This window comes from Micromonospora sp. NPDC049101 (assembly GCF_040648675.1).
Taxonomy (GTDB): domain Bacteria; phylum Actinomycetota; class Actinomycetes; order Mycobacteriales; family Micromonosporaceae; genus Micromonospora.
The window spans coordinates 57,945-72,439 of the sequence record NZ_JBEZED010000032.1 but is presented as its reverse complement, the minus strand read 5'-3'; the positions used below and the strand labels follow the sequence as shown (position 1 = coordinate 72,439).

At 71.8% G+C, this 14,495-nt stretch carries 12 protein-coding genes; 3 read left to right on the top strand and 9 right to left on the bottom strand.

Features of this window, described 5'->3' with window-relative positions; all coding sequences use genetic code 11:
* Positions 1-3: 3 nt before the first annotated feature.
* From AB0B57_RS31570 to AB0B57_RS31550, 5 genes are read right to left on the bottom strand one after another with little or no spacing between them, the layout of a single operon-like run.
* Positions 4-930, bottom strand: a complete 927-nt coding sequence (locus AB0B57_RS31570; protein WP_357078094.1) for a carbohydrate ABC transporter permease — start codon at positions 928-930, stop codon at positions 4-6.
* Positions 930-1,838, bottom strand: a complete 909-nt coding sequence (locus tag AB0B57_RS31565; RefSeq protein ID WP_357078090.1) for a sugar ABC transporter permease — start codon at positions 1,836-1,838, stop codon at positions 930-932. Before AB0B57_RS31565 ends, AB0B57_RS31570 begins: the two co-directional genes overlap by 1 nt.
* 16 nt (positions 1,839-1,854) lie before the next feature.
* Positions 1,855-3,291 carry an N-acetylglucosamine/diacetylchitobiose ABC transporter substrate-binding protein gene (gene ngcE, locus AB0B57_RS31560; protein WP_357078087.1) on the bottom strand — a complete coding sequence of 479 codons (1,437 nt, stop codon included), beginning with the start codon at positions 3,289-3,291 and terminating at the stop codon, positions 1,855-1,857.
* 26 nt (positions 3,292-3,317) lie between these two features.
* Entirely contained in the window at positions 3,318-4,067 is a 750-nt protein-coding gene (locus AB0B57_RS31555; protein ID WP_357078084.1) for an SIS domain-containing protein, read from the bottom strand.
* Entirely contained in the window at positions 4,064-5,017 is a 954-nt protein-coding gene (locus AB0B57_RS31550; RefSeq protein WP_357078080.1) for a MurR/RpiR family transcriptional regulator, read from the bottom strand. The genes AB0B57_RS31555 and AB0B57_RS31550 overlap by 4 nt, the downstream gene beginning before the upstream one ends.
* A gap of 207 nt (positions 5,018-5,224) precedes the next feature.
* On the opposite strand from AB0B57_RS31550, the gene AB0B57_RS31545 reads away from it, so the two are divergent.
* Positions 5,225-6,211 carry a BadF/BadG/BcrA/BcrD ATPase family protein gene (locus AB0B57_RS31545; protein WP_357078076.1) on the top strand — a complete coding sequence of 329 codons (987 nt, stop codon included), beginning with the start codon at positions 5,225-5,227 and terminating at the stop codon, positions 6,209-6,211.
* A 527-nt stretch (positions 6,212-6,738) separates the two neighbouring features.
* On the opposite strand, the gene AB0B57_RS31540 is transcribed toward AB0B57_RS31545, so the two are convergent.
* A complete protein-coding gene (locus tag AB0B57_RS31540; protein ID WP_357078073.1) occupies positions 6,739-7,653 on the bottom strand; it encodes a hypothetical protein in 915 nt (304 codons plus the stop codon).
* Positions 7,654-7,693: 40 nt separating this feature from the next.
* Positions 7,694-8,563, bottom strand: coding sequence for a hypothetical protein (locus AB0B57_RS31535; protein WP_357078070.1), 870 nt, complete (start codon positions 8,561-8,563; stop codon positions 7,694-7,696).
* 73 nt (positions 8,564-8,636) lie between these two features.
* Here AB0B57_RS31535 and AB0B57_RS31530 point away from each other — a divergent pair, with 73 nt between their 5' ends.
* A complete protein-coding gene (locus AB0B57_RS31530) occupies positions 8,637-9,602 on the top strand; it encodes a hypothetical protein (RefSeq protein ID WP_357078067.1) in 966 nt (321 codons plus the stop codon).
* A gap of 56 nt (positions 9,603-9,658) precedes the next feature.
* On the opposite strand, the gene murD is transcribed toward AB0B57_RS31530, so the two are convergent.
* Positions 9,659-11,005 (bottom strand): UDP-N-acetylmuramoyl-L-alanine--D-glutamate ligase, encoded by a 1,347-nt coding sequence (murD, locus tag AB0B57_RS31525; protein ID WP_357078064.1) that lies wholly within the window; start codon positions 11,003-11,005, stop codon positions 9,659-9,661.
* Positions 11,006-11,087: 82 nt separating this feature from the next.
* Here murD and AB0B57_RS31520 point away from each other — a divergent pair, with 82 nt between their 5' ends.
* Positions 11,088-12,437, top strand: coding sequence for a hypothetical protein (locus AB0B57_RS31520; protein WP_357078061.1), 1,350 nt, complete (start codon positions 11,088-11,090; stop codon positions 12,435-12,437).
* Between the two features lie 191 nt (positions 12,438-12,628).
* On the opposite strand, the gene AB0B57_RS31515 is transcribed toward AB0B57_RS31520, so the two are convergent.
* The gene (locus tag AB0B57_RS31515; RefSeq protein WP_357078058.1) at positions 12,629-14,482 is read right to left on the bottom strand and encodes a PucR family transcriptional regulator ligand-binding domain-containing protein; all 1,854 of its coding nucleotides are present in this window, start codon (positions 14,480-14,482) and stop codon (positions 12,629-12,631) included.
* Between the last annotated feature and the right edge of the window lie 13 nt (positions 14,483-14,495).

The window sequence follows — 14,495 nt, the reverse complement described above, 5'->3', positions numbered from 1 at the left end:
CTACTACTTGACGGCGCCGGAGGTGAGGCCGGCCTGGATCTGGCGTTGGAAGACCGCGTACACGATGATCATCGGGAGGATGGCGAGGGTCAGCGCGGCGAACAACCCGGACCAGTCCGCCTCGTAGCCGGCGTTCACCGAGATCTCCGCGATGCCCTGGGTGAGCACCCACTTGTCCTTGTTGGAGAGCAGCACCAGGGGCAGCTGGTACTGCGCCCACTGACCGATGATGTTGAAGATCGCCACGCTGATCAGGCCCGGCTTCGCCATCGGCATCATCACCTGGAAGAACAGCCGGGTGTGCCCACAGCCGTCGATCATGCCCGCCTCGGCGACCGACGTCGGCAGCGTCTTGAAGAACGCGGCCAGGAAGAACACCGTGAACGGCAACGAGTACGCGGTGTAGACCAGCACCACCCCGAGGTGGCTGTCCAACAGGTGCAGCTGTTTCACCACGAAGAAGAGCGGCACCAGGGCCAGGAAGACCGGGAAGGCCAGCCCGGAGACGAACAGGTAGTAGACCGCCCGGTTGCCCCAGAACCGGTAGCGGGCCAGCACGTACGCGGCCATCGAGCCGAGCAGCATGGTGAGGAACGTGCCACCCCCAACCACGATGACGCTGTTGAGGAAGTACCGGCCGACGTTCGCCTTGGTCCAGGCCCGGCCGAAGTTCTCCCAGCGCAGCTCCGCCGGGAGCGTCCACGGGCTGCTGAAGATCTCGCTGGTGTTCTTGAACGCGGCGAGGAAGGTCCACAGGATCGGCACGATGACGATCACCGCCCACACGGCGAGCGCGATGTGCCCCAGGCCCGCGAAGAGCCGCACCTCCGAGCGGGGGCTGCGGCCTCCTCGCCCACCGGTGGTCTTCGGGTCGCCGGTCTTCGGCGGTAGCGCCGCCGGTGTCGGCGGCAGCGTCGACTGCGGGTTCATCAGTACTCCACGCTTTCCCGCTTGGTGAGCCGCAGCGTCAGCGCCGCGAACGTGAGGGTGAGGAAGAACAGCGCCACGCCCATCGCCGAGGCGTAACCGTACTTCGAGTAGACGAACGCGTTGCGGTAGATCTCCATCGCCAGGACGGTGGTGGCGCCGTCCGGGCCGCCACCGTCGACCGAGAGCACCGCCACGATGGCGAACGCGTCGAACGCGGCGATGCCGAGGTACACCCAGGCCACCTGGAGGGTGTCCCAGAGCAGCGGCAGGGTGACCCGGAAGAACAGCGTCACCCTGCTCGCCCCGTCCATCTCGGCGGCCTCGTAGATCTCACCCGGGATGGAGGCCATCCCGGCCGAGAACAGCACCACGTAGAAGCCGACCGCCTGCCAGACCAGCACCGCGATGATCGACCAGAGGGCCAGGCTCGGCTTGACCAGGAAGAACACCGGGTCCAGGCCGAACTTCATCAACACGCCGTTGATCAGGCCGGACTCGTTCGGCCGGTACACCATCTGGAACAGCACCGCGATGATGGCCACCGCCAGGACCTGGGGGAAGAAGAACACCACCCGGTAGAACTTCGCCCCCCAGACCCCCTGACGTTGGCCGCCACTGCTCTTGCCACCCACGTTGAGCAGGAAGGCGAAGAACAGCGCGATCGCGATGGTGATCAGCGGCAGGGCAAGCAGCAGTACGCCGTGGTGCTGGACCGCCTTCCAGAAGGTGCCGTCGTCGAGCAACCTCCGGTAGTTGTCGAAGCCCACCCACTGCGGGGCCGACAGCCCCCGCCAGTTGGTCATCGAGATCTGGAACGCCTGCGCGTACGGCCAGATCACGAAGGTCACGTACAGCGTGACCGGGAGAAAGAGGAACCCGATCACGAATGGATACTTGCCGTGCCGCATGACCCCTACGCTCCGATCAGCGCTTGAACTTGGTGACGGAGGAATCCTTCTTGATGGCGTCGGCGCGCTTCTGGATCCGCTCCACGAAGGCGTCGGCATTGATCCGGCCGAACATCAGCTCGTTGGTGGCGGCCCGCGCCTCCGTGTCGAGCTCCTTGTACCAGCCGTCGAAGTACAGGTTGAACACGTCCTGGCCGGCGGCCTTGAGCGCGGCCTGCGAGCTGGCCACACCGGGCGGGAAGGCGAAGCCCTCCGAGCCGGCGGTGACCACGGTCGGGGCCTTGACCACCTCGGTGAAGCCCTTCGCGCCCGCCTTGGACAGCATCTGACGCATGTACTCCAGGCCGCCCTTGGGGTTCTTGCTCTTCGCCGAGACGAAGTAGCCCTCACCCGCGGTGGCCCGCAGTGCGGTGGCCGGCAGCTTGTCCGACGCGGTCAGGCTCGGCACCGGCATGAGCTGGTACTCGAAGCCGGCCGGGGTGTCCTGCTTCTGCTCGCCCTCCAGCCAGTCACCGCTGGGGTACAGGGCGACCTTGTTCTGGTTCTGGCGCAGCTGCACGTCGGTGTGCTTGAGGCCCTCGAAGCTCTTGTCGCTGAACTTCGCCCCGACCTCGGCCCACGCCGTGGCGGCCTGCTTGATCGCGTCCTGCTTCCAGGCGCCGTCCTCCAGGTTGTCGATGTTCTTCAGCACATCGGTGCCGCCGATCTTGGCAGCCTGGGTGAGGATGACGTTCCACTGGTAGTAGGCCGCGTTCGCCCCGGCGTAGCCGTACGGGGTGATGCCCTTGGCCTTGATCTTGGTGAGCAGGGCGATGAACTCGTCCCAGGTCTTCGCCGGCGCCCAGCCGTTGTCCTTGAACAGCTTGCCCGAGTACCAGATGCCGAAGACGGTGGAGACGTAGTACAGGACGAACGGCTTGCCGTTGAACGAGCCCGCCTCGATGGTGCCCGGCACGACGGTGTCGCGGACCTTCTTGGCCGGGTCGTCGACCGACGGGGCGTCCCACAACTCGGTGAGGTCCTGGAGCTGGCCGTCGGCGACGAGCGCACCGAAGTCCATCAGCTTCTCGCCCGAGTTGTTCACGAACTCCGGCGGGTTGCCGGACGCGAACCGCGGCTGGAGCACGGTGGAGACGGCCTGTGTGGCCTGGTGCTTGACCTCCGCCTTGGGGAACGCGGTCTTGTAGAGCGGCTCGTGCACGTCGGTGGCGTACTTCTCGCCGTAACCACCGTTGAAGATGATCACCTCGATCGCGGCGTCCTCCTTGACGCCGAGCGGGTTCTTCTCGCTCTTGGTGCCACCGGCGACCTGCTCGGTCTCCTTGTCGCCGCTGCTCGTCGCGCAGGCGCTGAGCAGGCCGATGGCCGGAGTGGCGAGCACGCCCACGGCGGCGGCGCGACGCAGCACCGTGCGACGGTCGAGTGCGGCCGGGTGTTCGGGGGTAATCGACATCGTCGTCTCTCCTTGGGAAATTCGGGTCAGGCGGTACGCCGGAGACGCCCGGCGTACCGCGACTCGAGGGCGATGTTGTGCTCGTCCCCGCCGGGGACGTTGGCGGAGAGGTAGATAGGGGGCACCTCTCCGGCCTGGTGGAACCGTCGTACGACCTCCGCGGTCAGCAACTGCGCCAGCAGCGCCGTGGTGACCGAGGAGACCGCACAGACCGCGCCGCCGCCCTCGAGCGGCAGCAGTGCATCGCCGTACGGCGCGCCGTTGTCCAGCACGACGTCGGCGAGGTCGGCGAGCCGCTGACCGGACGGGTGCCGAGGAACGACCCGTGCCGTGTGCTCGACCGAGGTGACCGCGATCAACGGATGACCGCGCTCGGTGACCAGCGCCGCCAGCTCGACCACCGAGCCGTTGATGCCGGACTGGGACGCCACCACGAACACGTCGCGCGGCTGGGGCGCCGCGAGCGCGTAGATCTGGTGGGCGATGGAGGGGTCGCGTTCCAGCTTCGGGTCGGCGAGCACGTCACGCGGGGCGTCACCGTGCAGCACCAGGTCCCGTACCGAGAGCCGGTTGGTGGGGACCAGCCCGCCGGCCCGGGCCACCAGCTCGGCGGCGAACGCCTCGGAGTGCCCGGCGCCGAACGCCTGGAGCACGCCGCCGTCGCGCAGGCTGTCGGCGATCAGGTCGGCGGCCCGGGTGATCCCGTCGGCCTCCGAGTCGAGCAGTCGGTCGAGCACCGGGCGGACGGCGTCCGCGTACCCCTGGGCACTGATCATGACAGGACCCCCTTCGCGGCCTTGTGCCCGTCGACGGCCTGCGCGGTGCGCCGGAAGGCCGCGTGGGCGCGGTCGTGCGTACGTTGGGCGACGGCGATGTAGAGCAGGTCGAGCACCACCAACTGGGGGTGTCGGGCGGAGAGCGCGTCCGGCCGGAAGGTGGTCGCCTGACTGGCCGTGAGCAGCACGATGTCGGCCAGCTCGGCCAGCGGCGAGCGCGGGAAACCGGTGAGCGCGAGCGTGGTCGCGCCCCGGCTGCCCGCCTCGGCGAGCATCTCGATCGTCTCCCGGGTCTGCCCGGTGTGCGAGATGCCGAGCGCCACGTCCCCGGCGCGCAGCAACGCGGCGCTGGCCAGCCCCTCGTGCACGTCGTTCCACGCCCACGCGGCCACGCCGATGCGGTGCAGGCTGAACTGCATCTCCTCGCCGACGAGCGCGCTGCCGCTGGCGCCGAAGATGTTCACCCGGCTGGCCCCGGCGATCGCCACGGCCGCGCGCTCCACCTCGCCGAGGTCGAGCAGGGTTGCGGTGTCGTGCATGGCCCGGGTGTCGGCGGCCATGATCTGGTCGAGCACCCGGGCGAGCGGGTCGCTCGGCTGGATTTCGCGTCCGATGTCGACGGTCCACCCGGCGGAGCGGGCCCGACCGGTCTCGGAGGCGATGCCCAGCCGCAGGTCGGCGTACCCCTCGAAGCCCATCGCCCGACAGAAGCGGGTGATGGTCGCCGGTGAGGTGCCGCTGCGCTCGGCCAGCTCGACGATTGTGGATCGGGCAGCGGCCTCCGGGTCGCTCAGCACGTGCTCGGCGACCCGCCGCAGGGCGCCGGTCAACTCGCCGAGCCCGTTGCGGACCCGGGCCAGCACCCCGTCGGAGGCGGAGATCCGTCGATCGATCGCGTCGGCGTCGACCACCGCGGTCCCCGCGGCGGTGTCCACCTCGTGATCAACCATGTGTCGGCTCACCTTTCCGAAAAGCTTGTTAACTGTTAGTGGTAAAAGTTCTTACTGAACGGCCCTCCGTGTCAAGACTGTGGGCGAAGTTTTCAAACTGTTACCTGGCGCACAACCCGCCGCAGCCGCCGAAACTTGCCCTCCAACACGCCGCCCACCAGCATGAACAGGCCCGATCGCCACACCAACCAAGGAGGCCCCGTGCCGATGCCCGACACCCTCGTGATCGGTCTCGATGTGGGCGGCACGTCCACCCGGGCGACCGCCCTGACCCTCACCGGGGACCGTGTCGGCAGCGGCCGCGCCGGCGGTGGCAACCCCACGAGCCACGGCGCCGAACGGGCCGCCGCCGAACTGTTGACCGCGCTCCGCGAGACGCTCGCCGACCTCGACCCGGCACGCGTCGTCGCCGGCACCATCGGGCTGGCCGGAGCCGGCCGACTGCTCGCCGACCCCGCCGGCCGCGCCGCCTTCGACCGGGCCTGGCACGACGCCGGCCTACGCTGCCCGTACGCGGTGCACGGCGACGCCCTGGTCGCGTACGCCTCCGGCAGCGCCGCACCGGACGGCACCGTGCTCATCGCCGGCACCGGCGCGATCACCGCACAGGTCCACGACCTGCGACTCGACCGGATCGCCGACGGCCACGGCTGGCTCCTCGGCGACACCGGCTCAGGCTTCTGGCTCGGTCGCGAGGCGGTACGCCGACTACTCGCCGACCTGGACATCGGACGCCCGCCCGGGGCACTGGCCACGGCGGTGCTCACCAACCTGCTGGGCAGCGCCGAGATCGCCGCCCGCCCCCGAGACACCGTGGACGCCGTCATCCAGACCGTCACCCGACGAGCACCCATCGAGCTGGCCCAACTCGCACCACTCGTCGTCACCGCCGCCGGCCAGGGCGAACCCGTCGCCGTCGCCCTGATCGGCGAGGCCGCGACCCACCTCGCCGAAAGCGTGGGCCGAATCCGCCCCGCCGACGCGGCGACACCCCTCGTGCTCGGCGGCGGACTCCTCACCGCGGACACCCCGCTGGCCACCGCCGTCCGGGCCGAGGTCGCCCGCCACTGGCCGGACGCGCCCCTGCGTACCGCCGGCGACGGTGCCGCCGCCGCGGCCTGGCTCGCCGCCCGCGACCTACCCGAGGTCACCGACCCGGCGGCCCTGCACGCCCGCCTGTTCCCCACCACCTGACCGCCGACGCCCGCCACCAAGCCCGGCAAGGCAAACCCGGGACGCCGGGGCATGATCACGCTCGATCGTGGATTTCAACGCCGTTGCGTTAGGTGGAACGGCTGTTCGTCAACCAGCACTGCCTCGCCGATCATGGAGTTGTGGTGGGTAACAGAACGCCCGTAAAACCCCCAAAGTCGGCACCACAACTCCATGATCGGCAAGCCGGGCCCAACCCGCTCCCCGATCGGGCACTCCCGGGTTGACCCGCCGGCTACAGCCCTAACGCAACGGTGTTGTCGTGGATTTAGTCCCTAACTCGCGCCGCGAGGCCACTACACCCTGGCTCAAGCACGATCAAGGCATGCGCGGTCGCCCCCGCGCCCGCCGCACCGACACCCGCCACTCGACCACCCACGAACGATGCGCGGGGCGGCGCGGCGTTGGGCGGCGCGGGGCGGCGCGGTGGGCATTATCGGACAGGCAGCTCGCGCGCCCACCGCCGGCCGATCCGGACAGACGGCCCCGTGCCGCGTCCGGTGGGTCGCTCAACTAGCAGCCGGTAGCGCCGCGCGACGCCCGACCCCGCCGCTGGCGGCCGTCGCGTGCAGCGCCGCCGCCAGCACCGCGAAGGTCACCCAACCGGCCGCCAGCGCGGCGGCCGTCGAGGTGTCCTGCCAGCGGTGGTACGCCGCCAGGAAGCCGACGAGTGCCAGGCTGTTGCGGGCGAAGTGCCGGGTGAACGCCACCAGGTCGCGGCGGCTTTCGATGGCCACCAGCACCCCGGCGTACGGGAAGGTCACCACCATCGCGCGCAGCAGCTCGCCGAGCAGCCCGGTGAGCGTCGCACCCAGCAGGATCACCAGCAGCTTGACCGACGCCGGCAGCCGGGTTCGCGGTCCCACCTCCCCCACCGGCGGCCCAGCCCTCGCCGGCCGCACTGCCGGCAGTGCCGGCCCGATCGACGACGGTGACGGCAACGACGGCGGCACAGTCGACGACGCCACGGTCGGCGGCGGCGGCACGGTCGACGGCGGCGGCACGGTCGACGGCGGCGGCGGCGGCCCAGCCGGCGGCGGCGGCACGGTCGGTGCGGGGTGTTGTCGGCGCAGCAGCAGCATCGTCACCGTCCAGAGCGCCACGGTGCCGGCCAGCGCGGGCCAGAAGGGCACCGGTACGGCGAGTAGACCCGCGCTGAGCGCCACGTACCCGATGATCCCGGCGGCGTCGGCGATCAGAATCGGCCAGCGCAACCGGTGGTGCGTGACCGCCACGATGACGAAGAACAGGTTGAGGCCGAGCACCCCGAGCAGTTGCGCGCCCTGCACCCGGTGCCCGGTGCTGACCAGTGCCAGCGTCATCGGCAGCGGGAGACTGTAGACCAGCGCGCGCATCCGCACCGACCGGATCAGGCTGACCGCCCAGACCACCGCGGTCACCAGCAGTACGGCTTGCACGGTCATCGGTGGCCCGCCCTCCCGTCGCGGTCAGTCGAGGAAGGTCTCAGTCGAGGAAGGTCGCCGCCTCGACGCAGACCTCGAAGACGTCGCTCAACCGGGCCAGGTCGCCGGCGTTCACCGAGAACTGGTTCTCGGTGATCTCGCCGTGCGCGCTCATCCGGCCCTCCCAGCACGCCGTGCCGTCCCACAGGGTCAGGTTGACGTGCCGGGAGGCATCGACCACGCCCCACGGCAGCAGACCCACCCGCACCCCCGCCTGGTGTTGGGCCCGCACCAACGCGGTCAGCTCGTCGGTCAGGCCGGCGTGCAGGAACACCCGGGTGATCCGTACGCCCCGGGCCAACGCCTCGGTGTTCGCCGCCCAGTAGTGCCGGCCGATCTCGCCACGCCACCAGCTCAGTTCGCCGCTGGCCCTCGGCATCACGTTCGTCACCGCGTCCAGTCGCCGTACGCACTCGCGAGTGCCGCCGAGCAGGTCCTGGCAGTCGCCGCCGGGTCGGATGATCCGCCCGACGCGCAGCTGGTCGGTGTCGGCCCGAAACCGCTCGAAGCGACGCCGGGCCTCGTCGGCGACCCGGGTGTTGGGATGCCGCTCGACCGCCTCCCGGGTGCCGGTGACCACCTCCGGCACCGCGTGCACCAGCCAGTGCGGCCCCTCCAGCAGGGTGCGTAGGTGGAAGCGGCGCTCGGCGCGGGCCAGCGAGTCGACAAGCAGCGAGATGGTGGTGCCCATCAGCCCGGCGAGCAGCGACTCCACCCCGGTCGCCGCGTTGGTCAGGTCCAACGTCACGGAGAGCGAGATCGAGATCAGGATGCCGACGAGCGCGACCGGGTCGGTGTGCGCCAGCAGCCGGACGAAGCCACCCGCCGAGGCGATCCGGCCGGCGCGGGGTCGGCGGAGCAGATCGGACATCGACGTACCTCCCGGGCGCCGGCTGACCCCAGCGTACGACGGGACGGCAACAGTGCCCCGGTACGATCCTGCGGTGCCCGAGCTGCCCGTACCGCTGCCCGTGGGTGCGCCGGACGACCCGGCGGCCGGCGTCGCCCGGTGGGTGGGCGCGGACCCGATCCGTGGCCTGGTCGCCCGTTTCGGCGGCACCTGGCCCGACGGTGACCTGACCGAGGTCCTGCGGTTTCTCGACGAGTTCTCGGCGACGCACTGGGACTTCCGGGGCGGCCGGGAACGGCCCGAGGCCCGGGAGCCGGACCTCGACCCCGACACCGCCGAGCTGGTGCTCGCCGCGGCGGCCGCGCTCGGCCTGGTCCGGCCGGTGTTGCCGACCCGATCGACGTACGCCCACCTGGTCGTCCTCGGTGGCCTCGGGCACGCCTGCGTGCGCCGGGTCGCGTACGCCGCGCACCTGCTGCGCGCCGGCCTGCGGGTGACCGGCGAGGTCGCCGTGCTGGGTAGTTTCCGGCCGCTGTCGGACTGGGAGCGCCGCACGCTGGCCGACGCTGGCCTGCCCGGCGACGACACCGAGGTGGACGTGCTGGACTCGGCGGTCCGGCGGGTGTTCGGGGTGACCGCCCCGGCGGAGCGGGCCGGCGTCGACGCCGGTCACCCGCACCACTCCTGGTCGTCGCGGACCTACCGGCCGGCGAGCCTGCCACCGGTACGGGTGCTGGCCGCGCCGTCGGGCGAACCGGATCGGCGGCGCGCCCACACCGCCGACACGCAGCGGTTCTGGGCCGAGCACGCACGGGTCGCCCCGGGTGACGAGATCCTGATGGTCACCGCGCCGATCTACGTGCCGTTCCAGCACTGCGACGCGCTGCGTACCCTGGCCCTGCCGTACGGGTGTGGCATCGACACGGTCGGCGTGGACCCGGCGCTGGCCGACCTGGCGGTGTTACCCGAGCAGACGCTCACCCCGGGGCGCTACCTCCAGGAGATCCGCTCGGCGATCCGCTCGATGCGCGCCCTGCACTCCCGGCTGCCCGCACGCTGACCGCTCCCGCCCAGCCGGCGACGGCCGCCCAGCCAGCGGCACCCGCCCAGCCGGGCTCAGCCGGCGGTGTCGGCGACGGCCTGGGCGAAGACCTCGGAGCGGTGCTCGAAGTTGCGGAACCGGCCGTAGCTCGGCGCGGCCGGGGACAGCAGCACCACCCCGCCGGCCGGGGTCACCTCGCGGGACAGCCGGACCGCGTCCACCAGGTCGTCGACCAGTTCGGTACGTACCTTGGGCAGGCCGGCGAGCACCTCGACGATGCGCGGCCCGCTGTCCGGGATCCCGATCACGGTCAGCTCCCGCTCGGCCAGGTGCTCGGCCAGCGGCGTGTAGTCCAGACCCCGGTCGTTGCCCCCGACGATCACGGTCAACGGCCGCCCGTCGTACGCGTCGATGGCGTGCATGGCCGCGTACGGGCTGGTGGCCAGGGTGTCGTCGACGAAGGTCAACCCGGACGGGTCGGTGATCTCGGTGAGCCGGTGGGCCAGCCCCTGGAACTCGGCGACCGCGACGGCGAGGTGGTCCTTGCCGGCCACCACGTCGATGCCGAGCGCGTCGAGCACGGCGAGCGCGACGCACAGGTTGCCCTCGTTGTGCCGGCCCACCAGTGGCAGCACGGCGCGCGGGAAGAGCGGCTGGTCGCCCAGGTGGAACCAGGGCGTACCGTCGATGCCGGCCGCGACGTGGCTGCTGTCGGGCTGGCCGGCGCGCACCGCCGGCAGCTCCCCCAGCTCGGCGGCGAGCCGGGGATCGCCGCCGTTGACCACGATCGTCTGCGGCGCGTGGGCCAGCAGGTTGAGCTTGTCCCGGTAGTACTCCCGCTCCCCGCCGTGCGCGTCCAGGTGCTCGGGGAAGAGCGCGGTGACCACCGCCACCCGGGGCGAGTCGGTGAGGTCGCTGCACTGGTAGCTGGACAACTCCAGCACGTACAGCTCCGCATCCGGCAGGTCGAGGGTCGGCACGCCGATGTTGCCGCCGAAGACGTTCGGCCGGCCCATCGCGGTGAGCAGGTGGCTGATCAGGCTGGAGGTGGTGCTCTTGCCCTTGCTGCCGGTGACCCCGACGGTGCGCGCGGCGTGGTCGGCCATCCACAGCGCGGTGCCCTGGGTGACCAGGACGCCGCGTCGGCGCAGTTCGACAAGCCACGGGTGGGTCTGCGGCACGCCGGGCGAGCGGACCACCACGTCGGCGGCGGCCAGCCGCTCGAAGCCCGCCTCGCCGGTGACCAGTGGCGCCGCCTCGGCCAGCGGGCCGTCCCAGGGCAGCGACAGGAAGTTGGCGCTGTCGTCGACGGCGACCAGCTCGGCGGGGCCGTGCGCGGCGATCGCCGTCACAGCGGCCCGGCCCTCCCGGCCGGTGCCCCAGACGGCGACGGTACGTCCGCGCAGGTCAGACAGGCGCACTGGGCTCTCCTCGGAGGTCGCGGCGGCGGCAGGGCGGGCCCGGTCCGGACACGGCCGGACGAACCAGGGCCTAGTATGGCGTGTGCCCAACGAGCAGCTCCGGCGGATGGACGCCTTCACCTTCCCGTCCTACTCGATCGACTTCGCCACCGGCGAGGTGTTGTTCGACTACGCCCTGACCGGCCCGGCCGGTGAGCAGCGGTTCACCGAGGTGATCACCCTCCCGCTGCCGGCGGAGCCGCCCTCGGACGAGACGGTGGCGACCCTCGGCCGGGTGTTGGAGGTGCTGCACCTCGTCGCCGGGGTCAGTTACTACAAGGCCGCCGCGCCGCCCCGGCTCGTGCTGCCGGCGCCGCTGGGCGTGGCCACCGTCGACTACGTCACGGCCGTCTACACCAGGGGCCTCGCCGAGTACGCGTACCGCAACCAGCTGCCGCACGTGTTGGCGCTGCGTCCGGAGGTGCCGGCCGGCTCGCCGGAGCCACCCCGGGTGTACGACGACTCGGAGCGTCGCCCGCTCTCGGCGGTCGGCGGCGGTAAGGACTCGATCGTCAGCCTGGAGGCGCTGCGCCGCGCCGAGCTGGACCCGGTGCCGTTCTCGGTCAACCCGAACCACGTGATCGTCTCCGTGAACGAGGCGTCCGGGCTGGTCCCGTTGGCCGCCCGCCGGCGGCTCGACCCGGTGCTGTTCGACCTGAACGCGGCCGGCGCGCTGAACGGGCACATCCCGGTCACCGCGATCAACTCGCTGATCGCGGTGGCCACCGCGGTCCTGCACGGGCTCGGCCCGGTGGTGATGTCCAACGAGCGCTCGGCGTCCGACCCGAACCTGGTCTGGAACGGTCACGAGATCAACCACCAGTGGTCCAAGGGTGTCGAGGCGGAGGGGCTGCTGCGCGCGTCGCTGGCCGAGCACGCCGGCCTGACCGACCCGTACTTCTCGCTGCTGCGCTCGCTGTCCGAGCTGCACATCGCCCGGCTGTTCGCCGAGTTCACCCGCTACGACGACGTGGTGACCAGCTGCAACGCCGCGTTCAAGCTGCGCGACGCGAGTGAGCGCTGGTGCCGCGACTGCCCGAAGTGCCGGTTCGTGTTCCTGGCCATGGCACCCTTCATGCCGCGCGAGCGGGTGGTGGGCATCTTCGGCGGCGACCTGCTCGCCGACGAGTCGCAGATCCCCGGCTACCGCGAGCTGCTGGGCGTGGACGGGCACAAGCCGTTCGAGTGCGTGGGCGAGGTCGAGGAGTCGGTGGTGGCCCTCGGCCTGCTCGCCGAACAGGCCCAGTGGCGCGCCGCCCCGGTGATCCAAGCCCTGGTCGACGCCGTCCCGGAGACCGCCTGGTCCGCCGTGGCGAACTCGGACGTCTTCACCCCAGGTGGCCCCAACCACATCCCCCCCACCTACGCCAAAGCCCTAAACGCCCTCACCTAACCCACCCCACCCCCACCCCCCTCCCACCCCGGGCCCGCCCGTCGGCCCCCGCCCCGCCCAGGCCGTCGATCATGACGTTATTGCCACCCCGCCCGGCGTGTCGGGACAATAACTCCATGATCAACTGGGAGGGGCCCCGGGGGGTGCGGGGGTGGGGGGGGTGGGGGGTGGGGGGTGGGGGGTGGGGTGGGTTAGGGGGTTCGGACTGCTTGTAGGGCTAGTAGGGCTACGTGTAGGGAGAGGCTGGCCTCTACCGAGTCGAGGTCCACGTCGAGGATGCGGGCGATGCGAGCCAGGCGTTCGTAGAAGGCGGGTCGGGACAGGTGGGCGGCGGCGGCACCGGCGGACTTGTTGCGGCCCTGCTCCAGGTACGTGCGCAGGGTGTCGAGCAGCCGTTCCCGGGGGTGGCGGGCGTCGTACTCGAGCAGGGCGCCGAGTTCGCGCTCGACGAAGGTCTGCAACCGGGGCTCGTCGCGCAGCAGGTGCAGCAGGCCGGCCAGACCGACGTGGGGCAGCCGGAATACCGCCAGGTCACGCCGGTCCCGGGTGGCCGCCTCGGCGATCTGCCGCGCCTCGACAAGCGACCGGCGGGCCTCCCGCAACGTGCCCACCCCCGATCCGGCGGCCACGATCACCGCACCAGGGCCAACACCCCGGGCCCTCTCGACACCCACCCGCACGGCCTCCACCCCGAACGCCGGGCGGGACGGATCGGCACCGGGAGCCGCGCGGGAGGACTCCGCGCCGGACGCGGAGCGGGACGCATCGGAGCCGGGGGTGGCCCGAGCCGGTTCGACACCGAGCCCCGGTCGGCCGGTGCCGGCGTCGAGGCGTACCCGACGAAGAGCGCTGGCGAACGCGGACAGCGCGCGGTCCTCGGCGGCCGGGTCGGTCAGGGCCAGCAGCGCACCCACCGAGTTGTCGTCGACAGCGCTGGTCAGCGCGGTCAGCTTCGCCTCGCGCAGCGCCTGGCCGACGGCCTCGGACAGGTCCCGCAGCCGGGCCTGAGCGGCCTCCGGGCCGGTCTCCCCGACCGGGTCCTCAGCCCGGTGTCGGACCATCACGCCGACCAGGTGCCGACGGTCGAGCACCACGCCGAGCGCCTTCGCCCGCAAGGCGACCTCGTCCACCGGTCGGGAGTGGTCGAGGAGTGCGGTGAGCAGGGTGCGGTGGATCTGCCGTTCCAGCCCTTCGGCGTCGCGGCGGATCAGTCGGCCCAGCGCGAGGGTGGACGCGGCCCGCTCGATCAGGATCGTCAACCGGGTGGGCGGGCCGGCGGTCGGCCCGCTGGGCTGGGCGCTGGGCACGTCGCCGCTGGCCGGCCAGCGCAGCAACAGTCGCCCCCAGTCCTGCCCCCGCGCGCCCACGGCGGTGACCAGCCACCCGTTGTCCGGGTCGTACGCGGTGCGCCCGGTCGGCCGGACCCGCCGGGAGTGCTGCTCCCAGCCGTCGAGCAGCAGCTCGGCGCTCTCGCCCGCCGGGTCGTACCCGAGCACCTGGCGGGACAGGTTCTCCAACACCACCGGGCAGCCGGACAGCTCGGCGGCCTGCCGGATCACCTCGGCGGCGTCGCCGCCCTCGACGGACAGGTCGTTGAAGCGTTGGTGGATCTCCTCGGTGGCGCGCAGCTCGGTGAGCTGCGCGTCGACGATCAGCGCGTGCACCGCCTCGGTGATCCGCACGAACGGGGTGGCGCGGCGCAGCTCCACCAGGGGCAGGCCGCGCCGCTCGGCGGCGGCGACCATCACCCGGGGTACGCCGCTGACGTAGCGGCGGCCCAACTCGACGACGAGCCCGGAGACACCGACGTCGGCCAGGTCCCCGATGAACGCGCGGAGCCCCGCGTCGTCGCCGGGTAGACCGATGCCGGTGGTGAGCACCAACTCGCCGCCACCGAGCAGGGTGGCGATGTCCGGCACCTCGGCGACGTGCACCCAGCGGACCGGCTGGTCCAGCCCGGCGTCCCCGGCGACCACGCGCGGTGCGCCGTGGCGGACCGGGCCCAGGGCGAGGACCTCACGCACGGTAGGGAACACGGCCGACACGCTACCCTCCGTG